Annotated in this window: 25 protein-coding genes; 15 read left to right on the top strand and 10 right to left on the bottom strand. The window is 45.1% G+C overall.

Annotated features, from left to right (window positions below):
* Entirely contained in the window at positions 1 to 1,446 is a 1,446-nt protein-coding gene (gene gatB / locus DN730_RS01545) for an Asp-tRNA(Asn)/Glu-tRNA(Gln) amidotransferase subunit GatB (protein ID WP_115466347.1), read from the top strand.
* Positions 1,447 to 1,503: 57 nt separating this feature from the next.
* On the opposite strand, the gene DN730_RS01540 is transcribed toward gatB, so the two are convergent.
* Complete coding sequence (locus DN730_RS01540) at positions 1,504 to 2,727, bottom strand: diguanylate cyclase (RefSeq protein WP_115466346.1); 1,224 nt, start codon at positions 2,725 to 2,727, stop codon at positions 1,504 to 1,506.
* Between the two features lie 103 nt (positions 2,728 to 2,830).
* Between DN730_RS01540 and DN730_RS01535 the strand changes: the two genes are divergently transcribed.
* Both DN730_RS01535 and DN730_RS01530 read left to right on the top strand, forming a co-directional pair.
* Positions 2,831 to 3,109: a YkgJ family cysteine cluster protein gene (locus DN730_RS01535; protein WP_115466345.1), complete on the top strand. Its 279-nt coding sequence runs from the start codon at positions 2,831 to 2,833 to the stop codon at positions 3,107 to 3,109.
* A complete protein-coding gene (locus DN730_RS01530; protein ID WP_115466344.1) occupies positions 3,106 to 4,797 on the top strand; it encodes a L,D-transpeptidase family protein in 1,692 nt (563 codons plus the stop codon). The genes DN730_RS01535 and DN730_RS01530 overlap by 4 nt, the downstream gene beginning before the upstream one ends.
* 51 nt (positions 4,798 to 4,848) lie before the next feature.
* Here the strand turns inward: DN730_RS01530 and rlmM are convergent, their stop codons facing one another.
* On the bottom strand, positions 4,849 to 5,901 hold the full coding sequence (gene rlmM, locus DN730_RS01525) for a 23S rRNA (cytidine(2498)-2'-O)-methyltransferase RlmM (protein ID WP_115466343.1): 1,053 nt from the start codon (positions 5,899 to 5,901) through the stop codon (positions 4,849 to 4,851).
* 1 nt (position 5,902) lies between these two features.
* Positions 5,903 to 6,598 (bottom strand): pseudouridine synthase, encoded by a 696-nt coding sequence (locus DN730_RS01520; protein WP_115466342.1) that lies wholly within the window; start codon positions 6,596 to 6,598, stop codon positions 5,903 to 5,905.
* Between the two features lie 268 nt (positions 6,599 to 6,866).
* On the opposite strand from DN730_RS01520, the gene DN730_RS01515 reads away from it, so the two are divergent.
* The 7 genes from DN730_RS01515 to DN730_RS01485 all read left to right on the top strand — a co-directional run bounded on the left by DN730_RS01515 (position 6,867) and on the right by DN730_RS01485 (position 13,181).
* A complete protein-coding gene (locus tag DN730_RS01515; RefSeq protein WP_115466341.1) occupies positions 6,867 to 7,082 on the top strand; it encodes a hypothetical protein in 216 nt (71 codons plus the stop codon).
* 190 nt (positions 7,083 to 7,272) lie between these two features.
* Entirely contained in the window at positions 7,273 to 8,736 is a 1,464-nt protein-coding gene (locus DN730_RS01510; RefSeq protein WP_115466801.1) for an ABC transporter ATP-binding protein, read from the top strand.
* Complete coding sequence (locus DN730_RS01505; RefSeq protein WP_115466340.1) at positions 8,733 to 9,800, top strand: ABC transporter permease; 1,068 nt, start codon at positions 8,733 to 8,735, stop codon at positions 9,798 to 9,800. The genes DN730_RS01510 and DN730_RS01505 overlap by 4 nt, the downstream gene beginning before the upstream one ends.
* A 9-nt stretch (positions 9,801 to 9,809) precedes the next feature.
* A complete protein-coding gene (locus tag DN730_RS01500) occupies positions 9,810 to 10,742 on the top strand; it encodes an ABC transporter permease (protein WP_115466339.1) in 933 nt (310 codons plus the stop codon).
* A 64-nt stretch (positions 10,743 to 10,806) separates the two neighbouring features.
* The gene (locus tag DN730_RS01495; protein WP_115466338.1) at positions 10,807 to 11,877 is read left to right on the top strand and encodes a BMP family ABC transporter substrate-binding protein; all 1,071 of its coding nucleotides are present in this window, start codon (positions 10,807 to 10,809) and stop codon (positions 11,875 to 11,877) included.
* A 121-nt stretch (positions 11,878 to 11,998) separates the two neighbouring features.
* A complete protein-coding gene (locus DN730_RS01490; RefSeq protein WP_115466337.1) occupies positions 11,999 to 12,355 on the top strand; it encodes a DUF2750 domain-containing protein in 357 nt (118 codons plus the stop codon).
* 19 nt (positions 12,356 to 12,374) lie between these two features.
* Positions 12,375 to 13,181 carry a M48 family metallopeptidase gene (locus DN730_RS01485; RefSeq protein WP_115466336.1) on the top strand — a complete coding sequence of 269 codons (807 nt, stop codon included), beginning with the start codon at positions 12,375 to 12,377 and terminating at the stop codon, positions 13,179 to 13,181.
* Positions 13,182 to 13,246: 65 nt separating this feature from the next.
* On the opposite strand, the gene DN730_RS01480 is transcribed toward DN730_RS01485, so the two are convergent.
* The gene (locus DN730_RS01480; protein WP_115466335.1) at positions 13,247 to 13,555 is read right to left on the bottom strand and encodes a high-potential iron-sulfur protein; all 309 of its coding nucleotides are present in this window, start codon (positions 13,553 to 13,555) and stop codon (positions 13,247 to 13,249) included.
* A 233-nt stretch (positions 13,556 to 13,788) separates the two neighbouring features.
* Here DN730_RS01480 and DN730_RS01475 point away from each other — a divergent pair, with 233 nt between their 5' ends.
* The 4 genes from DN730_RS01475 (at position 13,789) to DN730_RS01460 (ending at position 18,624) form a co-directional block, all read left to right on the top strand.
* Positions 13,789 to 15,171, top strand: coding sequence for an HD-GYP domain-containing protein (locus DN730_RS01475; protein WP_281270477.1), 1,383 nt, complete (start codon positions 13,789 to 13,791; stop codon positions 15,169 to 15,171).
* Between the two features lie 79 nt (positions 15,172 to 15,250).
* Positions 15,251 to 16,465 carry a LysR family transcriptional regulator gene (locus tag DN730_RS01470; RefSeq protein WP_115466334.1) on the top strand — a complete coding sequence of 405 codons (1,215 nt, stop codon included), beginning with the start codon at positions 15,251 to 15,253 and terminating at the stop codon, positions 16,463 to 16,465.
* 146 nt (positions 16,466 to 16,611) lie between these two features.
* Positions 16,612 to 17,559, top strand: coding sequence for a Gfo/Idh/MocA family oxidoreductase (locus DN730_RS01465; RefSeq protein WP_115466333.1), 948 nt, complete (start codon positions 16,612 to 16,614; stop codon positions 17,557 to 17,559).
* Between the two features lie 81 nt (positions 17,560 to 17,640).
* Entirely contained in the window at positions 17,641 to 18,624 is a 984-nt protein-coding gene (locus DN730_RS01460; protein WP_115466332.1) for an aldo/keto reductase, read from the top strand.
* A gap of 65 nt (positions 18,625 to 18,689) precedes the next feature.
* Here DN730_RS01460 and DN730_RS01455 read toward each other — a convergent pair whose 3' ends face one another.
* A complete protein-coding gene (locus tag DN730_RS01455; RefSeq protein WP_115466331.1) occupies positions 18,690 to 19,298 on the bottom strand; it encodes a TetR/AcrR family transcriptional regulator in 609 nt (202 codons plus the stop codon).
* 110 nt (positions 19,299 to 19,408) lie between these two features.
* Between DN730_RS01455 and DN730_RS01450 the strand changes: the two genes are divergently transcribed.
* Entirely contained in the window at positions 19,409 to 20,164 is a 756-nt protein-coding gene (locus DN730_RS01450) for a glucose 1-dehydrogenase (protein WP_115466330.1), read from the top strand.
* Between the two features lie 105 nt (positions 20,165 to 20,269).
* On the opposite strand, the gene DN730_RS01445 is transcribed toward DN730_RS01450, so the two are convergent.
* From DN730_RS01445 to DN730_RS01425, 5 genes are read right to left on the bottom strand one after another with little or no spacing between them, the layout of a single operon-like run.
* On the bottom strand, positions 20,270 to 21,118 hold the full coding sequence (locus DN730_RS01445; RefSeq protein ID WP_115466329.1) for a class III extradiol dioxygenase family protein: 849 nt from the start codon (positions 21,116 to 21,118) through the stop codon (positions 20,270 to 20,272).
* The gene (locus DN730_RS01440; RefSeq protein WP_115466328.1) at positions 21,118 to 21,477 is read right to left on the bottom strand and encodes a protocatechuate 4,5-dioxygenase subunit alpha; all 360 of its coding nucleotides are present in this window, start codon (positions 21,475 to 21,477) and stop codon (positions 21,118 to 21,120) included. The genes DN730_RS01445 and DN730_RS01440 overlap by 1 nt, the downstream gene beginning before the upstream one ends.
* 38 nt (positions 21,478 to 21,515) lie before the next feature.
* Entirely contained in the window at positions 21,516 to 22,385 is an 870-nt protein-coding gene (locus DN730_RS01435) for an amidohydrolase family protein (protein ID WP_115466327.1), read from the bottom strand.
* 37 nt (positions 22,386 to 22,422) lie between these two features.
* Positions 22,423 to 23,493 carry a 4-oxalomesaconate tautomerase gene (locus tag DN730_RS01430; protein ID WP_115466326.1) on the bottom strand — a complete coding sequence of 357 codons (1,071 nt, stop codon included), beginning with the start codon at positions 23,491 to 23,493 and terminating at the stop codon, positions 22,423 to 22,425.
* The gene (locus tag DN730_RS01425) at positions 23,486 to 24,163 is read right to left on the bottom strand and encodes a 4-carboxy-4-hydroxy-2-oxoadipate aldolase/oxaloacetate decarboxylase (protein ID WP_115466325.1); all 678 of its coding nucleotides are present in this window, start codon (positions 24,161 to 24,163) and stop codon (positions 23,486 to 23,488) included. The genes DN730_RS01430 and DN730_RS01425 overlap by 8 nt, the downstream gene beginning before the upstream one ends.
* Positions 24,164 to 24,173 lie beyond the last annotated feature (10 nt).

Raw genomic sequence — 24,173 nt, 5'->3', positions numbered from 1 at the left:
ATGAATTGGGAAGTTGTAATTGGCCTTGAGATTCACGCTCAACTTGCGACCAAGTCGAAACTTTTTTCAGGTGCTGCGATAGGTTTTGGTGCAGAACCAAACACTAACACGACGCTGGTTGACCTCGGCATGCCCGGAGCCTTACCCGTTTTCAATAAAGAAGCGTTGCGCATGGCGGTTATGTTCGGCGCTGCGGTCAATGCAAAAATAGGCATGACATCCGTTTTCGCGCGGAAAAACTACTTTTATCCAGATCTTCCAAAAGGCTATCAAACCAGTCAGATGGATCATCCAATCGTCGGTGAAGGCTTTTTAGACATTACTTTAGATGACGGTACTGTAAAGCGAGTCGGCATTACCCGAGCCCATCTTGAGGAAGATGCAGGCAAATCACTGCACGAAGATTTCCAAGGAATGACGGGGATTGACCTAAACCGCTCAAGCACCCCACTGCTTGAAATAGTTTCTGAGCCAGATATGCGCTCGGCAAAAGAAGCAGTTGCGTACGTCAAAATGATTCACTCTATCGTGACGTATTTAGGTATCTGCGATGGCAATATGGCAGAAGGCAACATGCGTTGTGATATCAATATCTCACTACGCCCTAAAGGCCAAGCAGAATACGGAACTCGAACAGAGATAAAGAACGTTAACTCTTTCCGCTTTATTGAACGAGCAATTTACACTGAAATTGAGCGACAAGCCGATATTCTTGAAGATGGCGGCAAAATAACTCAAGAAACTCGCCTATATGATCCAGATAAAGACGAAACACGCAGCATGCGCAGTAAAGAAGACGCGAACGATTATCGCTACTTCCCGTGTCCGGATCTACTGCCAGTAGAGCTAACACAGGAATATGTGGATATAATTCGCAATAACTTACCTGAACTGCCGACTCAGAAAGCTGAACGGTTTATGAGGGAATATAAGCTTAGCGAATATGATGCAAATGTTCTTTCCGCTACGCGCGCTATGGCTGACTACTTCGAGAAAGTGGCAGAGATCGCAGGCAATGCAAAACTGGCTGCAAACTGGGTGATGGGCGAGCTCAGTAAATATCTTAACACTGAGGGCAAAGATATCACTGAATCTAATGTCACCTCAGAACAGCTTGGTGGATTACTCGTCAGAATCGAAGACAATACTATCAATGGTAAAACCGCTAAAAGCGTTCTGCAGTCTATGTGGGAAGGGGAAGGTTCTGCCGATCAAATCATTGATGCTAAAGGTCTAAAACAGGTAACAGACACTGGAGCGATTGAAGAAATGATCCAAGGCGTATTGGATGCGAATGCGGCTCAAGTTGAACAGTTCCGTGCGTCTGATGAAGATAAGCAGAAGAAAATGATCGGTTTCTTTATGGGGCAAGTAATGAAAGCGTCTCAAGGAAAAGCGAACCCTGGCAAGGTCACACCGATTCTCAACAAGCTTTTAAAAGGTTAAGTTGCAGAATCGCTACTTACCAATAGAAAGCCAAGCACATAGTTCCTTGGCTTTCTATTATGTACAGAGTTCTATACAGTCTTTTCCGGCTTTCTTAGCTCGATACAAATGACTGTCCGCCGTATCAAGCATATCACTCAAATTTTGCTTTTCCGTTGTACAAACCCCTACGCTGCAGGTCACAGCTAGATCGCATTCCGTAAACAAGCGATTGCGTACGCTCGTCATAAAGCGAGCCATATCAACACAAAAAGTAGTTTGATTCCTATTGGAAATGATTGCGAATTCTTCACCACCATAACGCCCGACGAGATCCGATCCAAAATGCTTAATTAATAGAGCGGAAAATTGCTGAAGCAGCTGATCTCCGACCCTATGCCCGAAATTGTCGTTCACTTGCTTGAAGTTATCAACGTCAACCATAGCAACCGATATTTCATTCGAATCTAGAAACATCGTCTCCCCTTGATTAAACAAGTAACGCCGGTTATAGATGTTTGTCAGGGCATCTAAATTCGCTGAATCTCGAATTTGCTCCAGCATTTCTTGTGAGTCCAAGTTTTGAAAAATTCGACAAAAGAACTCCTCGTGATAGAACGGTTTCCTCAAGAAATCATTAGCGCCATTTTTAATAAAACGCGCGGATAAGATCCCATCACCACTGGATGACAAACCTATAAAGACAACATCTTGAAAACGACGATCCATCCGCACCTGCTTCACCAGCTCGCAACCGTCCATTCTTGGCATCTTATGATCAGCAATGATTAGCTTTATATCTTGATCTTGCGCCAGAACCTGCAGCGCATCAACGCCATCTGTTGCAGTCAGTAGCTTGAATTGAAGTTTGCGTAACAACGAACAAATGTAGGCTGAACTAGTAGAGCTATCCTCTACCACTAGTACTTTTATAGAAAGGTTTTTTCTAAGGCGATCAAGTAGATTTACCACCTGATTGTAGGCAAAGCGAGAGTCTTTGGTGATGTAGTCGATCACACCTTTATCCAGCAAATTCGAGCGCAATCCCTCATCGAAATTACCAGTTAGGACTATCGCAGGAACATTATGCTTCAGAACAAGCTCAACTGCTTCACCCGAGGCCGCATCGGGCAGGTTTAAGTCAACAACCGCCGCAAAAAACGTTTCACCTTCTGCCAGCCTCGCTTGGGCCTCAGAATAGTCAACGCACATAACGCATCGAAAATAAGAGTGCTCTTGAAGCAGCTTGCTAAGAACTTTTCTAACAACTCCGCTATCCTCAACCACCAATATGTTATACATTCTGAATTCTCTAATCGCGAGTCTGATGTAGGCCTATCAAATATTGTATATTTGCACGCTTACTTGTATGTAACAGAACCGTGTCAATTTGTAATAGTGAGCTATGAACTGTCGACCCTTCTGCGGCGCTTGCTGCATTGCACCATCTATTACCAGCTCGATCCCTGGCATGCCCGATGGGAAGCCTGCTGGAGTTCCATGCATTCATTTGGATGCAGAATTCCGCTGCGCCCTCTTTGGAGATCCGTCTCGACCTGAAGTCTGTGCTAAATTTGATGCAGAAGAGTATGTTTGTGGCGAAGACCGAGAGCAAGCACTACACATAATCAGTGACATGGAAGACATGACTACACCTATTATTAATACTAAGGAGCTTAGATGAACTTACGGTTTAAAGAATTGGGCGCAGCCGTTGTGATGAGCGCAATACTTGCAGGCTGCTCATCAAGCGGATCACGCTCAGGTGGAGAGATCCCATCATTCGTAACAACACCTCCTTCTGAATCCCAAATTGAAGACAGTGTTCGTAGGCAGGTCACTTTAATGCTTGAGGCCTTTACTCCAATCGCGGGCCAGGCATTGCCTAATAAGAGTGTGTTAGAGGCATACGAATTTCGTGACTTTGAGCCGATATGGATACACGATAAAAAGCTCGATTTATCAATATACAAGTTAATATCGACCTTAGAGACTGCACAAAGTCATGGTCTAAATCCCATTCACTACCACATTGACACTCTAAAAGAATACTTAGATCTGCCGTCCCCCACTTCGCAACAGTTAGCAGAGCTTGATGTGATCGCGACTGTTGCTATGTCTAGCTTTGCTCACGATCTCTCGATTGGTCGGTATGAACCACAATTGATCGACCCAAACTGGCAGCTAGATGCCCCCAGCAAAGACTGGAAGAATCTACTTTTTATAGATTCACCAAGCGATATGGTGAATTACCTTCCTCTACTCGCTCCACGTCAACCTGAGTATCAGGTACTACAACGCTGGCTTGTCTATTATCAAGAACTCGCACAAAAGGAAGGTGACATTCGTGTCGACGTAGGCGTACCTCTGACCGAAGGAGACGAGGGTCCCCGAGTTGCTCAACTACGTGCGCGTTTGGTTCAACTTGGCGATATTCGATTTTCTACACGAAAAGTAAACGAAGATTACTTTGGAGCAGAGTTAAAGGCCGCTTTAATACGCTTTCAACAACGTCACCATTTAACGGCAGACGGCGCTGCAGGGTCGCAAACCATCCAAATGCTAAATGTACCGCTAGAAGAAAGGGCCAAACAGATTTCGTATAACCTAGAACGATGGCGCTGGCTACCTTCAGAGATGGAAGAAAACCGTATCTGGGTCGACCTTACAGATTACACAGCACACATTTTTCTGAATGGTCAGAATGAAAGCATGAAGGTGGTGATCGGCAAGCCTGAGCGTCGTACAAATGTATTCTATGGACGAATGACTTATATGGTAGCCAACCCTACATGGCGAGTACCGCACCGAATCGCACAAGAAAACTTATTGCCAAAGTTACAACAAGACCCTAACTATTTAGGAAAGCGCGGCTTTAAAGTATTCTCAAGCTGGAGCATTGGTGCAAAAGAACTCGACCCTACCACCATTGACTGGAAGAACATCGACCCCGATCGGCTAAGCTATCGCTTCGAGCAAGCGCCAGACGAAGGTAACGCACTAGGGGCTTATAAGTTTATGTTTCCAAATAAGTTTGACATCTATCTTCATGACACACCATCTAAGCATCTGTTTCGTGAAGCCGATCGGGCATTTAGTTCAGGTTGTATTCGTTTAGAAAAGCCTGCCCATTTCGCAGACTTAATCGCTGGGAACTCGAGTAAACAAAAAGATGCACTGCTGAAAGCTAGGCAATCCAGAGAAACAACGGTGATTTCGCTGGAAGAATCACTTCCTGTGTACTTGGTGTATTTTACCGTCGTTCCAAATGCTAATGGCATGCCGGAATTTCGCAATGATGTGTACGATCGTGACCCATTAATGGAAGAAGCGATGGGTTATATACCATTTAAACCGTCTGAAAGTTTGTAATAAATAGGGGGGAGCTTTTTGGCTCCCCCTATTAACGCTAACTCCAGCTCTTTAATGAACCATAATACAAACGGTAATTTCTTCGCGGTCATGATACAAATGCTTATACTGCATTTCATATCGCATTTTCTTCTGCGATAGCTGACCTGCAATCAACTCCAGACATTGACTTACTTCTTGATAACGCTTTTTCATCGGCAATTTAAGATTAAATATGGCACGCTGAGTCCAACCTTCACTCAACCATTTCGCCATAAGCTCGGCAACAAGAATGGGGCGTTCGACCATATCACACACTAGCCAATCGACTTTAACAGGTGGTTTAAATTTAAAGCCGTCCTCGGCCATGTGTGACACCAACCCAGTGTCCATCAGCTCTTTTTGCATCGGCCCGTTATCCACGGCGAACGTATGAATGCCTCGAATAGCAAATTGGTACGTCCAACCACCGGGTGCAGCACCCAAATCAACCGCATGCATGCCTTCGTATAAGTCTTTTTGACGGCGCGCTTCTGGTACAAATTGCAGCAATGCTTCTTCAAGTTTCAATGTCGAACGACTCGGCCCGTTCGTTGGAAACCTGAGGCGACGAATCCCAAGCGGAAACTCTGAGCGACAAGAAGCGTAGCTGACACCAAGATATGCTTGAGAACCCTCCATGAAAAACACGTGATGACGAACACCTACTGCTTTTTTACGTAACAACCCTGCTTTTTTCCAACCTGTCCGCAAAGGCTTATCAATCTTTTTAATCAATCCAGCCATGGCTTTTGCTTCATTTGTATCCGCCGTTTCAAACCAAAGATCTTCGGCCAAAGGTAATTCACGCGCAGCTTCAAGTAACGCTTGAACACGCCCTCCCTTTTCGAAATCAATCACATCATTAACTGCGAGAATTTGACGAGCGAAAATCAAATGATTGAAAGAGAGCTTAGCAATTAGAGCTTCAGCCCCTGAAGCCTCTCCCGTATTAAAAATGATAAAACCTTGATTCTCTGAGGGTGTTCCATAGCCATAAAAACCTAGTTCTGCCGCTTTTTCTGTAATTTCAGCCAATGCATCTTTTTCAAACCCAGCACGACAGTAGATAAGTATATTTTTCATATTAAGAGTTAGACTTTTTAGGAATCGTGAATTTTGGCCAACTAACCTGACCCATGATGTAACGCTCGTTGTAGATTGACTGAGCACTTTCAGTGAAATGCACGCCTTGTTCAGGCCACGAATAAAATGAATAGGGCTCCCCACCCCAACAAAAAGACAACATCGCAGCGTGCAAATATCCGCGATCAGCCGACTCACCACCGTAACGTTCATCCCCCAAGATAGGCGCACCTAAACTTTTTAGCGCCACACGTATTTGATGTGTTTTACCTGTTAAGGGCCGAACCCAATAGTAGCGCAACCCCCTATCCGAAAAGCTAAAGAACTGTGTGGCGGCATAATTACTGGCCTCGTTTGTCAGACCCCATTGCCCTCGCCGACTAGGCTGCATTCCACCTGATATTGTACCTTGCTTTTTAGAAGGTTTTTTCGCTGATACTGCGATGTAGCGCTTTTCTACCATATGCTGCTCAAAAAGCTCTCCAAATAATCGAGCAGCCGCTTTATTCGTTGCAAACAAAAGTAGACCTGAGGTCATTTTGTCTAAGCGATGCACAGGGTAGAAGATTTGATCTGGAAACTGAGCAGAGAGTTTTGCTACAAATCCCTCACCCTCTTCAGAGTGAAAACTTTCGCCCGCTGGTTTAGAAACAATCCAAAAATCAGGATGTGTAAAGCATGGAGTGATTGGTGGCATTATCTTCTTAATGAATTATCGAGGACGGCTCGTTTGCGCCCACTGTTGCGCTCATTATAAAGGGACTGACTCACATGTGCTAATACCTCATCAAGCGCCAATACAATTAATCCTTACTATTTTCCTCGACACATTCGATACCTGCCCCACAACAAGACAAAATATGTTGTAAGAAGTCCATCACTTCACGCCCAATAATAAACCGATCGGTCAAAATTAAGCACCATTGGGAGGCACATCGTTTTCGATCAAGTCAAAACAAGGCAAAATGTTTAACTTTTTTTCATTACATAAAGCTGACCATGCAGACAAACAAACTGAAATTTCGTATTCTTCGCGCCCTACTGACAAAGATACTCAACTTGCTAATACTGGCACGAATATTGAACAACGCAATCAGGGCTATGTGCCTGTGATTACTATTCATGGTAATTCAGAACTCGCGATGACGCTTCTGTCACTGTATTACCTGGTAACGCCGTAAGGTAAGACGATTTATGGTTATCGCCCTATTAAGATGGGCAAAATGTTGTGTATCTATTCGCGTCTAAACTCAATTATTCAGAGAATTAACGGTGTCGGAAACATTGAAAAAACAGAGTTCTAAATTTCGATTAGAATTACTGAATATCACTAAACAGTACCCCGGATGTCTTGCAAATGATCAAATTTGCATGAATCTAATGCCTGGTGAGATTCATGCGTTACTAGGGGAAAATGGGGCAGGCAAAAGCACCCTAGTCAAAACAATCTATGGGGTCGTCGCTCCTGATTCGGGGCAAATCATTTGGGATGGGCATGAAGTTGATATCAAATCTCCATCTAAAGCGCGTGACCTCGGCATTGGAATGGTGTTTCAACACTTTTCCTTGTTTGAAACACTAACAGTTTCCCAAAATATCGAACTGTGCTTAAGTCCAGAACAATTGAGCTCAATTGGGGATTTAGCAGGCCGAATTCAAGAGTTATCCAAAACTTACGATTTACAAGTCGACCCGACTCGATATGTTCATTCACTTTCCATCGGTGAACGTCAACGTGTTGAAATCATGCGCTGCCTTGTACAATCCGTAAAATTACTGATATTGGATGAGCCCACCTCAGTGCTTACACCTCAAGAGGTCGCCGGCTTATTCGATGTACTGCGCAAGCTTTCAAAAGAAGGCTGCAGCATCATGTTTATTTCCCACAAGCTGCATGAAGTCACTGAGATTTGCCATAAAGCCACAATACTACGTGGAGGTAAGCTGGTGGGCACATGCTCCCCAGCAGAAGAGACGCCAGCAACGATTGCTAAAATGATGGTTGGAGATCTAGCGGAGCAAGATGCTGGGTACACAAAGGCCACCGGTGAGCACATCATTTTTTCAGCGATTGGACTAAACCTCCCCGCTAAGCACCCTTTCGGCACATCACTCAAAGACATTCAATTTGATATGCGTAAAGGCGAAATTTTAGGCATTGCAGGTGTCGCTGGTAATGGTCAAGAGGAGTTGATGTCGATCATCAGCGGTGAAGATAATCGCACCGTAAACAACGCAATAACGCTGGATGGCAAAGACATCAGCACTTTAAATGCAGGTAAGCGACGAAAGATGGGGTTGGCATATGTCCCAGAAGAACGCCTAGGTCGTGGTGCGGTACCTGACATGAGTTTAAGCGAAAACACGTTACTAACCCACAGCTCGGGCTTTGTGTCAAAAGGCCTCGTTAATTGGAATGCAGTAAAGCAATACGCAAAGGCGCTAATCAACGACTATAGCGTTAAATGTCATGGCGAGTTCTCTGAAGCAAAAAGCTTAAGTGGCGGTAATTTGCAGAAATTCATTATGGGCCGAGAAATAGGTCAAAACCCAAAAGTTTTAATCTGTGCCCACCCTACTTGGGGAGTTGACGTAGGCGCAGCACTCGCGATTCATCAAGCGCTGCTAGAATTACGAGATCAAGGCGCTGCTATTTTACTCATATCGGAAGATATCGACGAGTTATTCTTACTGGCAGACCGTATGTCCGCGATATGCAATGGACACCTCTCTCCAGTTGTTCGCACTGAAGAAACAACCATTGATCAGATAGGTCAATGGATGGCGGGGACATTTATTGAAAGCAACCCGTCGTCACAGGAGGTAAACGCATGATTCGCGTTCAAGCTCGTACCGAGCAAAGTACATTGATGGCATTTGCATCACCCGTTTTAGCCATTGTGTTAACGCTTATCTTTGGCTCCATATTATTTTCCGCACTGGATAAAGACCCTGTTCAAGCACTGCATGTACTCCTCATTATGCCACTCTCCGATGCATATAATATTAGCGAGATGTTCGTGAAAATGGGGCCCCTTTTACTGTGCGCTGTTGGCTTGTCGCTATGCTATCGCGCCAACATGTGGAACATAGGAGCCGAGGGTCAACTCTTGGCGGGAGCTCTTGGTGGAAGCGCCATGGCATTGCAATTTGTTGACTCAAACTCCGTGTTTGCGCTGCCTCTGACATTATTAGCAGGCGTTGTATCAGGTATGTTATGGGCAGCTATTCCAACTTTCTTAAAACTCAACTTTAATTCCAATTTGATCCTGACCACGATTATGCTGAATTACATCGCCCTCTATTTGTTAATTTGGGCGGTTCATGGTCCCCTCCGCGATCCGCAAGGATTCGGCTTTCCAGAATCAGCACTGTTTTCTGATGCGACATTATTGCCTGTTCTAACCGATCAAGGACGCGTTCATTTAGGCGTAGTATTTGCTAGCGTGTTTGCCCTAGTCGCATGGCTTATTCTGAGTAAAACCCATCTGGGCTTTAAGATCCGTGTATATGGATCTGACGCGCCTGCTGCGCTTTATGCTGGTTTCAGTTCTAAGGCGATTAGTTGGTTTGTGATGCTTTTTGCAGGAGGGTTAGCGGGACTAGCAGGCGTATCTGAAGTTGCAGGCCCAATAGGACAGCTTACTCCTGTTGTGTCACCCGGTTATGGTTATGCAGCCATCATTGTGGCCTATCTCGGACGATTACATCCTGCTGGAGCCATTGTTGCCTCGATCTTTTTAGCGATCCTTTATATGGGTGGCGACTTAGCGCAGATCGAAATGGGGATTCCTATCGCCGTTGTTGGTATGTTCCAAGGCGTATTATTGTTTTTTCTATTGGCCTGCGATTTTTTCATTCGCTACCGTCTAGTATCTACCCGCGATCAGGTCGCATAGGAGCCCAGCATGGATATCGATTTAATCACTCAAATTCTGTTCGCTGCAGTCAAAACAGGTACTCCTTTGCTATTTGTTGCATTGGGTGAAGTGATCTGCGAGAAAACAGGAGTACTTAATCTAGGCCAAGAAGGCATGATGCTAATGGGCGCGGTGGTTGGCTTTATGGCCGCATATGGCTCAGGCAATGCAGGGATAGGTATTATTGGCGCCATGCTGATCGGTTCAGCGATGAGCCTGATTTTTGGCTTTCTAGTACTACACCTCGGGGCCAATCAAGTGGCAACAGGCCTTGCATTGACCATTTTTGGTACCGGATTAAGTGCTTTCATAGGCTCCAGCGTAGTCGGCCATACTATCCCTGGGTTTCAACCGATGCATATCCCTGGACTTTCTGAATTGCCAATCGTTGGTAAAGCGCTATTTAGCCATGATCCTCTAGTGTATCTCGCCGTAGTAATGGCTTTTTTAGTCAGCTATGTTGCAAATAGAACTCGACTGGGCCTTACGATCAAAGCCGTTGGCGAAAATCCACATGCAGCTAACGCCATTGGTATAAAAGTGCTACGTGTACGTTATTTAGCGGTAATGTTTGGCGGTGCGATGGCTGGATTAGGGGGTGCGTATATGTCGCTCGTCTACACTCCTATGTGGGTAGAAAATATGACAGCTGGCCGAGGCTGGATAGCCCTTGCTTTAGTGGTATTTGCTTCATGGCGGGTTGGGAACATCGTCCTGGGCGCGTACCTCTTTGGGGTCGCAAGTATTATGCACTTGGTACTGCAAGGTATGGGGTGGTCCATATCACCAAACTTACTCGCTATGTTGCCTTACGTTGCCACCATTGTGGTGATGGTTCTGATCAGTGCCGATCAATTCAAAGAAAAGCTGTTAGCACCTCGGTCACTGGGAAAACCATTTGACCCTCGGCAAATGGCATAGGATGTTGTTAGTTAACTAGGTATTGAACCGTGTAAATCGCCTTCGGGCACAAAAGGAGCAAAAAATGAAACTGAAAAGTTTACTCGTGGGCTTAGGCCTTCTAGCAGGTATGGGAACTGCTTATGCAGAAGATGACCCATTTAAAGTCGGATTTGTCTACGTAGGTCCAGTTGGAGATCTTGGTTGGAGTTACGAGCATGATCGAGGTCGTAAAGAGCTAGAGGAGTACTTCGGCGACAAAGTTGAAACAACTTATGTCGAGAATGTGCCAGAAGGTGCAGACGCTGAGCGAGTTATCACTCAATTAGCTAAAGCGGGTAACGACCTGATCTTCACAACATCTTTTGGTTTCATGAACCCAACGATAAAAGTCGCAAAACGCTTCCCCAAAGTGACTTTTGAGCATGCGACGGGTTACAAACGAGCGAAAAATGTAGGCACGTACGTTTTACGTACCTATGAAGGACGTTATGTATCAGGTGTTGCCGCTGGCATGCTAACCGAAACTGACACCATCGGCTACATTGGTTCCTTCCCTATCCCAGAAGTTATTCGAGATATCGACTCTGCATTTATGGGAGCAAAGAGCGTTAATCCAAATGTAAAAATGAAGATTGTTTGGGTGAATTCTTGGTATGACCCAGGTAAAGAAACCGATGCAGCCAATGCTTTGATGGACCAAGGCGTAGACGTTTTATTGCAACATACGGACAGCCCAGCCCCTCTGATCGCAGCAGAAAAGCGTGGCGCACGTGCCGTAGGGCAAGCGTCTGACCAGAGCCAATTTGCTCCTAAAGCGCATATTTTCTCAGTACGTGACGATTGGGCTCCCTACTACATCAGTGTTGTAGAAGCCGTCATGAATGGCACGTATAAACCGTCAGACTATTGGGGTGGTTTCCAAGAAGATATGCTCAGCCTAGCCTCTATAAACGATAATCTTCCAGATGATGTTCGTGCGAAAATAGACGAAACATATGAAAAAATTAACTCTGGCGAGTTCCATCCATTTACAGGCCCGATCACTGATAATAAAGGCAACGTAGTTGTACCGGAAGGACACACACTGACCGATCAAGAACTGGCGCAAGTAAATTGGTATGTTGAAGGTATCACCGACGAGATTCCACGCTAAGACAATGGCGCAATACGACTGATCCTAAGGGGTAAAACGAATTTCGTTTTACCCCTTTTTTTCGCCCTCCTTATCATTATGTTATGATGCCCAAAATCACGTAGAGTCAGAAACCATTACTATGATCAGTACCTCAGAATACTTTCGCCAAACCAGCCAAGCACGATACGATTTGTTTATTGAACACCTTTATAAAGGCGAACCTTGCTTTACCCTTGCTGACGCAGAAGGTTGCTTAATTTTGACCGTTGCCAATGAAAAAGTACTACCACTCTGGCCGACTTCTGATATGGCTACTGATTGGGCAGCCAAAGAACATAGTGGCTTTAGTGCTTTTGAAATAGGTCAACAAGACCTAGTCGAAAAGTGGCTACCGGGGATGAGTAATGATGGCTTTAGTGTTGGGGTAGCACCAAACATGTCCGGCGAAGGCATCGTTGTGCAAGCAGGCGAATTTTTGCAAGATATCCAAGGATAATTAAAAAGAGGCGCACGATATGTCTTCATCTTTCTTGTTACGATACGTAGGGCTCTCGATGCTGAGCTTTGCGCTGGTGGCTTGTAGCTCATCGCCGACTGGACGCAATCAACTAGTCCTTGTGCCAGAAGATCAACTGAATCAAATGGGTGCCCAGTCATTCGAACAGATTAAATCTGAAACGCCTAAATCAGACAATGAGATACTGACCCAACACGTTCAATGTGTTGCAGATCGTATTATTTCGGTACTGCCAGATAAATATAAACAGCAAGCTTGGGAAGTTATTCTTTTTGACGATCCACAAATCAATGCATTTGCTTTACCTGGTAATAAAATTGGTGTGTATACAGGGCTTTTAGAGGTTGCAGAGAACCAGTCCCAACTCGCTGCAGTGGTTGGTCATGAAGTCGGTCACGTACTAGCGCGCCATGGAAATGAGCGAGTCTCTACTCAACTTGCGACCAGTCAAGCACTCGCCCTCGGCTATCAATTATCCGGAGAAGATTCGGCTGTTAAAACAGCAGTATTTCAAGGTCTTGGTATCGGCGCGCAATTTGGCATTTTATTACCATTTAGTCGCGCTCACGAGACAGAGGCCGATTTAATCGGACTCGACCTGATGGCGAAAGCCGGGTTTAACCCAAGAGAAAGTGCCGAACTATGGCGTAATATGAGTAAGACGGGGTCAAGTAGTACACCAGAATGGATGTCAACACACCCCTCTAACAATACTCGTATCAATACTCTCGAATCATCAATGGATGAGCCATACAGAATCTACAGTGTACTCAAATCTAACAACAACACTGCAAAGTGCTATTAACCGTAAAAAGCTCTTAGCCTTATTTAGGTTAAGAGCTTTTCACTGCACCTACTTAAAGATAGCGACTATGGCTTCTTGACCCAAGCCTGGCACCAACCGTTTGCATCAACTTTATGGCCAGCGAACAATGGACATGCCCCACTCGCTTGATACAACGCGCAGTTTGCGCACTTGCTATTGGCTTTAAAAGCTGGGTGCGACGTCGCTTGAGCGGCGTCTTCTACATAATTCAATGCTTTGGCATTCGGTGCATTAGGATCTAGCATTGGCATCGCAGCAAATGCTGACCGCGAAATCATACTGACACCAAAAGGCGCTACCGCTAACCCCAACAAACCTTTCTTGATAAATGCCCGACGATCTTTATTCTGCATACCCACTCTCCAACGGTTAATGTACACGTAATATACGTAAGTTATTGTCAGACAGACTAAATGCGAAATCATTCTCATGAGGTGATCTAAATCACTTATTGGACACCCTAGGAGTGAATTAAATCATATATTAATCGTTGCGCAGCTTAGCAAAAATTTACGCGCTTCCACTATGCACCCTATCGGTGAACAGGTACCCTGATTACTATCTTACCTAACGCACAGGAGTCCAAGTGATCGACTCAATGCCCATCAAAGAGTTGAATGCCCAAATACCGTTGTCTGAACTTATCCTGTCACTGACAACCGCTTTGGATATGACCGAGGGACAACCCCCTGAGCACTGTATCCGAGCTTGCTGGATTGGCATGCATCTGGGTAAATATATTGGTCTCAGCCCTTCTGACTTGCATGACTTATTCTATACATTGCTTCTAAAAGATGCTGGTTGCAGCAGTAATGCCGCTCGAATTTGTGAGCTGTACCTCACGGATGACCGAGAGTTTAAGCGAGAGTTTAAAACCGTCGGCACAAGTTTATCATCTGTACTCAACTTCGTTATCAAGCATGCGGGCCAAGGAGAGAGTTGGCTGACTCGTATCTCGACAACAATTGACATACTGAAAAACGGAAAGGACTACTCACAAGAGTTAATCCAAACGCGCTGTACTCGAGGTGCAGATGTTGCTCGTGAACTAAGATTCAGTGAATCTGTCGCACTTGGGATCGCTAGCCTCGATGAGCATTGGGATGGATCAGGACGGCCTCAACAACTCCAAAAGACCGACATCCCGATTTATGCTCGTATAGCGTTATTGGCACAGGTAGTTGATGTTTTTCAGGTAGAGGGTTCATTAGACACAGCAATTAAAGAGGTTGTTGCCCGCAGTGGTACTTGGTTTGACCCTACATTGGTTACAGCTTTTCAAGCGTTAGTAACAGACACACAATTTACAGACGGTCTCGAAGCATCGGATATCAAGCAGCGCGTAATGAGCCTGGCCCCTGCTAACGCTAGCATACTGTTAGACGACGAATATTTTGACTGCATCGTTTCGGCATTTGGAAAAATTGTAGATGCAAAAAGTCCTTTTACTTCAGGCCACAGTCAACGCGTCGGTATTTACTCTGAATTAATCGCGCAAGAAATGGGACTAGACGAAACAGAACGCAAATGGGTCAAACGAGCCGCATTGCTTCACGATTTAGGAAAGCTTGGAGTCAGTAACACCATCTTAGATAAACCAGGAAAGCTCAATGAAGAAGAATGGAAGCATATACAACAACACGCCCATTTAACTGAAGTCATCCTTAGTCAGATAACGCCACTTAAGCCCCTAGCAGGTGTCTCAGCAGCCCATCATGAAAAGCTAGATGGTACGGGTTACCCGAAAGGACTTTCGGAGGCCGAAATTCCGCTCATCACAAGGATCATTACAGTAGCGGATATTTTCGACGCCATTTCGGCTGAACGCCCTTACCGCAAAGCCATGCCACTATCAAAGGTTCTAGAAATTATGGATGAGAACGTTAACACAGCGTTAGACCCTGAATGCTTTGCCGCGTTACAACGGGCACTCGAGCACATCCCTAAAAGCTGGTTTGTCGAGGAATAAAAGCCATTTACCGCTTTTTCGACTACCATCTACATTCAATTTTGATATAGTTATTGGTATCAAATAATTGGAGTCTGAAGTGGATATTCAAATCCCAAATCTTAGGCACCTTCGGGTTTTTCTCGCTGTATCAAAGCTCAAAAGTATTACCAGAGCTTCTGAACAGATCTTTTTATCTCAGCCTGCTATTACTCAAGCTATTGCAAAATTAGAAAAGCAGCTAAGCACGCAATTTTTTGAACGGCATTCAGATGGTATGTATCCAACAGAATCTGGTGAAGCATGGCAGAAACGTGTGGTGCGCGCGCTAGATTATTTACAAGAAGCCACCAATGATATTCTGAGGGAGCATAATCAGCGAGAACAAAACACAAAAACCGTGTTGGCTCAAATCAGTACGACGCAACTGAAAGCTTTGGTTGCCGTTTGTGAGGCTCAGAATTTTAGTATCGCAAGCCGTAATCTTGGTGTCTCTCAGTCATCCGTACACAGAGCCGCTCGTGATCTTGAAAAATTACTGGGTATCTTACTGTTTGACAAAACCAGTATTGGCATTAATGCCACACCGGCCGCCAAAACTCTTGCTAAGGCATCTAAGTTAGCATTTAGCGAATTGCGTCAAGGCATTTATGAAATCCACGCCATGCAATTCCACGATGTATCTACGATTTCACTTGGTAGCATGCCGTTAGCCCGTACGACGATTTTACCTAAATCCATTCTTAAATTTAGCGATCGCCACCCAGATGTTAATGTAAAAGTTATTGAAGGCCCGTATCCTGACCTACTACATCACCTTCGACATGGAGACATTGACATAGTCCTAGGGGCTTTACGCTACCCAGCACCTGCAGATGATGTTATCCAAGAAGAATTATGGCATCCACCCTTGTCTATTGTGTGTCGTGAAGATCACCCTTTGCTACAAATTGATAACGTGACCGCTGCAGACCTTGCCCAGTATTCTTGGGTGGTTCCTGCTGAAAATACACCAACTCGGCAAGCGTTTGAAACTATCTTCACACAAGCTGGCACTGAGCAACCCACTCGTATTGTTGAATCTAGTTCACAGATTCTTATCCGTGAATTATTGGTCGAAAGTAACCGATTAACACTGATTTCAGCCCACCAAATGGAACGAGAAATAAACCTAGGTATACTCAAAATCTTATCCTTCCCTCTGGAGCACACGCGTCGCCCAATCGGATTGTGTGTTCGAAAAAGCTGGCTTCCAACTGTCACTCAAACACATTTTTTAAGTGTATTACGTGACATATCAGATAAATTTCGCTAACCCTTATCGGCCCTATCTATGCTTATTTTGAATACTTAAAAAGCCTTAACGAATTACTCATCCTATTAATGCAGTGTTAGATTGATTCACATTATGTAGAGCTAAAACATTCAGCAGAATATCAACTTAATGGTTAGGAGACAGTTATGAGAATTTGTATTGCTGGTGCCTCTGGTGCATTCGGTATGAAACACATGGATGCCATCGCTGCAATTGAAGGAGCAGAAGTGACCTCCGTTGTCGGTACGAATATCGACAAAATCAAAGCATTTGCTGAAGAACGCGGCGTTTCCCATTACACGACCGATTTGGCAGAATCTCTCGCGCGTGACGATGTTGATGCAGTGATTCTTGCAACACCAACTCAAATGCATGCTGCCCAAACGATTCAATGCTTGGAAGCAGGCAAACATGTTATGTCTGAAATCCCAATGGCCGACAACATCGAAGATGCACGTATGGTTGTCGAGACTCAGAAGCGCACTGGCCTCGTTGCAATGGCAGGACATACGCGCCGCTTCAACCCGTCTCACCAGTGGATCCACAACAAAATCCAAGCGGGTGAATTAAAAGTTCAACAGATGGATGTTCAAACTTACTTTTTCCGTCGCTCAAACAAAAATGCGTTAGGTAAGCCACGCTCTTGGACAGACCACCTGCTGTGGCATCATGCATGCCACACTGTCGACTTGTTTCAATACCAAACAGGCGAAGTAGCGTCTAAAGTCCAAGCCATACAAGGTCCAATTCATGAAGAACTCAATATTGCGATGGATATGAGCATTGGTATGAAAGTTCCCAGTGGCGCCATTTGTACGCTATCTTTGTCATTTAATAACGACGGTCCTTTCGGCACTTTCTTCCGCTATATCTGTGATAATGGGACCTACATTGCACGTTATGATGACCTTGTTGACGGAAACGAAAACGAGATTGATCTAACCGGAGTTGCGGTATCTAACAACGGTATTGAGTTACAAGATCGAGAGTTTATTGCTGCGATAAAAGAAGGACGAGCACCCAATGCTTGTGTTACTCAAGCCATAGACGCAATGGAAACATTGCATAAACTTGAGCAATGCTTGGACGACTAATTATCCTTGTCTAACCTTTCAGAAGCAGGGCCAAGCGCCCTGCTTTTTGCGTCTGTACAACACCAGTTAAAGAGGTTCACCATGTCAGGTAAACATCCTAATTTCCTCACCCCTAAAATCGGCTTAGGCTGCATGAATCTATCACATGCATACGGCACTCCGGTTGCAGAGCAACAAGCGATCGAATCACTACATAAAGCATTCGAAATGGGCTACCGCCATTTTGATACCGCCACGCTATATGGTGGTGGTAAGAATGAGCAATTAGTTGGTAAAGCTCTCGCACCATTACGCGATGAACTCTTTTTAGCAAGCAAATGCGGGATGGCCATTGTAGAGGGAAAAAAAATTATTAATGGCCGTCCAGATAATATTCGCAAACAGTGTGAGGATAGCCTAAAGCGCCTTAACACAGACCACATTGATCTCTACTATTTACACCGAAAAGACCCTAATGTCGCGATTGAAGAAAGCGTTGGCGCGCTGAACGATCTGGTTAAAGAAGGTAAGATTGGTGCGATCGGCCTTTCCGAAGTCTCAGCTGACACGTTACGTAAAGCGCACACTGAAGCACCTATTTCTGCACTTCAATCGGAATACTCGCTATGGACTCGTAACCCTGAGATCGCCGTATTAAAAGCAACCCAAGAGCTAGATATTACTTTTGTTGCATTTAGCCCTTTGGCACGCGGCTATCTTACCAATGCAGTTTCTAGTGTTGATGAGCTAGAAGAAAAAGACATTCGTCGTAATATGCCGCGCTTCGACAGCGAACACTACCCTAAAAACCGAGCACTACTAAAAGACTTTTTCGTCATTGCAAACGAGATTGGCTGCACTCCTGCACAACTCTCATTAGCATGGCTATTACATCAAGGTGATAACGTCGTGGCAATCCCAGGGACTCGTTTCGTCGAACACATGCAAAACAACCTATCAGGTGATAGTGTGTCATTGACTACCTCTCAATTGAACGATTTAAACCAGCTAATTAATCAATCTACTGTAAGCGGCCCACGCTATAACGCGGCTCAACAAAAAGAAATTGATACGGAAGAATTCTAGTTTAAATAAAGTATGCCGACATGAGCAAAGATCGTTAAAACTTGACCTTGTGTCGGCATAACCCATTAATGTGATCGAACACAAAACGCCGTGATAGACAGCGTTATAACTTGCTCTAATGCGTCCCGCTTCACCCCATTCTTAGCCATCACAGCCAGTCCAAACATTTGCGTCAGCAAATAATCCGCTAACTTTTCTGGATCAGAATCGGATGCGATGTTTCCCTGCAACTTCTCTGCTTGAAAGAAACGAATATATGTGTCGATAGAGGTCTTGTTGATTGCAAGGATTGTTTGCATAGCATTATCAGGCAAACAATTACTTCCCAACTCACACGTGCTATTGGTAACGAAGCAACCTCCTGGTAATGCTGGGTCCAGCAACATATCTAAAAGTGCGTTGAGATAAGCCTCTAGCCTCTCTGATAAAGGTAATGCCATGTCTTGAAGTGCGTCAAAATTTGGCAGTCCATAGCGATCAACATATTGATTAATTGCGCTAACAAACAATTCTTCTTTACTACCAAAGGCACTGTATACGCTAGGTTTGTTGATCCCCATCGCTTCAGTTAAATCACGAAGAGAAGCACCACTGTAACCCTTTAACCAGAATACTTTCATTGCTTCCATTAGAGCATACTCTTTATCGAAAGCTCGTTGCCGCCCTGCTGACATACTGAATTTCTCCTACCCATATAGAACAGTTGACATTATATACCAATCGGTACAATATTCAATTACATACCGATCGGTACAAATTAGATATCACTATGTTGGAGTAGAACATGAGTAACTTAGTCGGAAAGATTGCAGTCATAACAGGTGGTCACAGCGGAATCGGCTACGCAACTGCGGTGAAATTCAAAGAGCTAGGAGCTAAGGTGATTATAACCGGCCGTGACGAAGAGTCATTAAACCGCGCCGCAGCAACGATTGGCGCTACGGCGATAAAAGCAGATCAAGGGAATCTCAAGGATATAGATCGATTGGCGACCCAAGTAAAAGATCTTCACGGAACCGTAGATATTCTTTTCATCAATGCTGGCATTGCGACGTTTGCCCCAGTAGAAGAAACGACCGAAGATCAGTTTGATGACATGATGAATATCAACTTCAAGGGAGCATTTTTCACAGCACAAAAATTTATCCCGCTGCTAAATGAAGGGGCGTCAGTCATCAATTTATCTTCCATTAATGCCTATGCAGGGATGCCCAATACGGCAACTTATGCTGCCAGCAAGGCGGCATTAAATGCGTTAACACGAACGCTTTCAACGGAACTCGCACCACGCAAAATTCGAGTCAACTCGGTTAACCCAGGCCCAACCAAAACACCTCTGTTCGGTAAGCTTGGAATGCCAGAAGACACCATAAAAGAGTTTTCTACAGCAATGGAGAATAGAATTCCACTACACAGATTTGGGGAACCTAGTGATATTGCAAACCTTGTTGCGTTTCTCGCATCAGATGACGCCAGTTTTATCACGGGTGGGGAATACAACATTGACGGAGGTACCAATATAAATCCAGTACTCGCTTAGCAGGCTGCCTAGCAGTGTCCCAAAAAAGCGGGACACTGCTAGATCCTGATGCCATCGATTTGTTGTCATTTCGGCAATGGTACGAGGCACGTTCCTATCAAAACGTTAGGTAGGTGCATTATTTTCCAATAACATCAGACCTGAGCCAGTATTTGAGATCGGCGCATGGTAGTTACGGTGTAGTTCTTTCACATTGCCCAACAGTGTGCCACGCATCGCGATCAACATATTAAGCTCAACACCTTGCGCACCGGCAATTTCGACCAAGTCAAAGTTTGAATACTTAGTTAGATCCTGAGGATCCGTCACCAATTTATCTAAGCACTCCAAGTCAAATTTGCGGTTAATGATTCCTGCACGCTCACCGTCTAGTTGATGCGACATACCGCCAGTACCAAAGACCACAACATTCAAATCGTCATCAAATGACTCCACAGCACGACCAATTGCTTGCCCAAGTGCAAAGGTCCGCTTAGGCTGCGGCATCGGATGCTGCTCACAGTTGATACAAACCGGAATTACCTTCACGTGACCGTAGTTATGACCAGGCCACATTAGGTTAAGTGGCACGGTCAAGCCGTGATCAACTTTCATTTCTTGGCAAATAGTCATGTCAAAGCCATCTTCAACGAGGCTGTTAGCAATGTGCCATGAGAGATCAGATTCACCGGTGACAGGTGGTATCGTCGGAATCCCCCAACCTTCATCCGCATTGTGATATTCATCCGCAACACCAATGGCAAATGTAGGCTTTTTATCGATGAAAAACTCTAGGCCATGATCATTGTAAAACAAGATAATCACGTCCGGCTTTTTCTCATTTAGCCAATCGCGCACTGGTGGGTAGCCATCGAAGAATGGTTTCCAATAAGGTGTTTCTTCTAAGCCTTGAGCCATCGCATTTGCAATAGCGGGGATGTGTGAAGTCGTAATGCCCCCAATTATTTTAGCCATTAAACTTCTCCTCGACCGTTACGCTCTAACATTGCCTTGAATTCATCAACACTCATTCCAGTCTGCTGAGCGCCAATATCCTGCATATTAATTTTTAACAACCCAGCAAACTTCGCTAAGTAATAGATACTTCCGCCTTCTTGCAACAGGGTGATGATGTTTTTATCTCGGATGCCCTGCTTTTGTGCTTCGGTCAAGTTGAACTTATCGCAATACGCTTCGGGATCAGCATTGAACTCATCTCGAGCTGCTTGTTCATTGAACGAATAACACATTTTATTTAGGCCATAGCCCTTTTTCGCCATTTTGCTATCAAAGAGATAAGTACCTGGAAATTTTCGCGTTTCATTAGTCGCCATAGGGTGACCTCTTATTTTTAAACTATCGTTAGACTGAATTAGTTCCAGTACAGGCGCATGGGGTTATCAACCAGCAACTTTTGCTGCAGCTCCTGTGTTGGAGCTATCTCTGGTATTACATCGACCAAATGACCATCATTTGGCACATGTGATTTCATGTTTGGATGCGGCCAATCAGTACCCCACAAAACACGATCAGGGAACGTCTCAACCAGTTTTTTTCCAAATGGCACGACATCTGAATAATCTGGAGCTTGCAAAGTAAGACGCTCAGGACAGCTAACTTTTACCCATACATTATCGTTTTCTGCCATAAAGTTAATAAAGCGTTTAAAATCCTCGTGATCAACTCCTTTCGATACGTCTGGACGCCCCATATGATCTACGACAATGGTTGTGCCAAGTTCTTTCAAGAAAGGAATTAAGTCCTCTAGATCTGGTGCTTCAAAGTAGACAACGATGTGCCACCCTAGCTGTTTGACCTTTTCAGCAATAGACAGGAATACTTCGCGAGGCGTGCTATCTACTAAGCGTTTCACAAAGTTGAAACGCACGCCTCGGACGCCCGCTTCATGCATCTCTTTAAGCTGATCTAATGTAAATGAATCATCAATAAATGCTACGCCACGAGCGAGCTCACCCGCCGTGTTTAACGCGTCGATTAATGCGGCGTTGTCCGTACTATGGCAGGAAGCCTGTACAATTACATTGCGCGAAAAGCCCAAATGATCGCGTAAAGCGAACAACTGCTCTTTTGAAGCGTCGCAAGGCGTGTATTTACGCTTTGGGTGATAGGGAAATTTATCCGCTGGGCCAAACACATGACAATGGGCATCAACCGCGCCTTCTGGCGCTTTATAAGCGGGCTTGCTTGGGTTTGGGTGAAATGGAAGATAATCTTTGTCCATTTTTTGCTACCTACTTTTTATTCTTGAATGAAACGGCTTATAGGCCGTTCTTATGTACAAATACGTTACCGTCAAAAAGCTTGCGAGCCGTGCGTAATAAAGCAGCAGTCGCTATATTGCCAGACTCATCCTTATCTAAAACGACTGTCATTCGCCCTGTAGGATGCTCTACATCTAATGTCATCCTCGAAGAGTCTTCGTAAGACACTAGTGCGTTAGCCGGAGCGCCATGCAACACTGCGGCAGTGGCAACACTGACTGCCCCCAATACACCAATGGACGCATGACATCGGTGCGGAATAAAGGTGCGTGTCGAAATTGCCCCCCCGGCGGTGGGCTCAGAGACCATTGTCATCTTAGGCACAGATTTCTCTGTTACATCGCCTAAGTTCATCATCGGGCCAACTTGTAACCGAATAGACTCTAGCTTGGCTCGCAATGCTTCATTGGCTTCTAGCTCTTCACGCGACTCGGTTCCTTGGATTCCTAAATCAGAAGCTCGCATAACAACACAAGGCATACCGTTATCGATCAATGTCAGCTCTATGCCATCTACGACATCCACCACATTACCTGTGGGCAACAACGCACCACAACTAGAGCCCGCAGTATCTTTAAAAGTAATCGGTACGGGAGCTGAATAGCCAGGTACACCATCAATACGAGCATCGCCTTCGTAAACGACCTCTCCATCTTTGACTTGAACTTTGGCTACCGCAATTTGACCAGTATTCCGCATAAATATACGAACATCTGTCTCACCTTCAACCGCATCAACCAACCCTCGCTCAATCGCAAATGGGCCGACTCCCGCCAAAATATTGCCGCAGTTCTGCGCATCCGTGACGATCGCTTGATCAACAAACACTTGCAGAAATAGGTACTCGACGTCTGCATCCTCTCTATCGGATGAGCTAACCACCGCGACTTTAGATGCCAGTGGATCCGCACCGCCCATACCATCTATTTGTCGATTATCAGGAGAACCCATGACTCGCAACAAAAATGCATCACGGTCAGACTCATCCGAAGGCAATGCATCGGCAACAAAATACGCGCCTTTGGAGGTACCGCCTCGCATCCACATGCATTCGACGCCCTTAGACATACTTCAAGCCTTTTTCTTTTAAACGTCCACGCATGTCATAGATATCAAGGCCTAACTCGCCGTTTTCTAATCGAACACGCTTCTCTTCTTCTTTCGCTTCTCGCTGACGCGCTAACTCAAGCACCTCAGCGGCTTTCTCGCGACGAACAACCACCACACCATCGTCATCAGCGACGATCACATCACCAGCGTTAATTATTTCGTCAGCACAAACGATCGGCACATTAACAGATCCAACGGTTTCTTTTATGGTGCCTTCCGCAAACACGGCTTTAGACCAGACAGGGAAGTTCATTTTACGAAGATCACGAGTATCCCTAACACCTCCGTCTATCACCAATCCTACAACCCCTCTCGCTTGAGCGGAGGTTGCTAATAAGTCGCCAAAGAAGCCATGATTTGAAGGAGAAGTCGGCGCAAACACCAACATATCGCCTTTTTGACATTGCTCGATCGCGACGTGCATCATCCAGTTATCACCGGCTGCGCCCGAAATAGTTATTGCAGACCCCGCTACGGATTTATCTTGCTGAATAGGCCGCATGTAATGGGCAAGTAAACCGACACGACCTTGTGCTTCATGAATAGTAGCGACACCACACTTAGCCAAGCCATCTATAACGGATTGATCGGCGCGCTCAATATGTTGTACAACGACATTTTCTCGCATTTACTCGCTC

This window comes from Marinomonas piezotolerans (assembly GCF_003362755.1).
Taxonomy (GTDB): domain Bacteria; phylum Pseudomonadota; class Gammaproteobacteria; order Pseudomonadales; family Marinomonadaceae; genus Marinomonas; species Marinomonas piezotolerans.
This window is presented reverse-complemented; position numbering and strand designations above follow the sequence as displayed.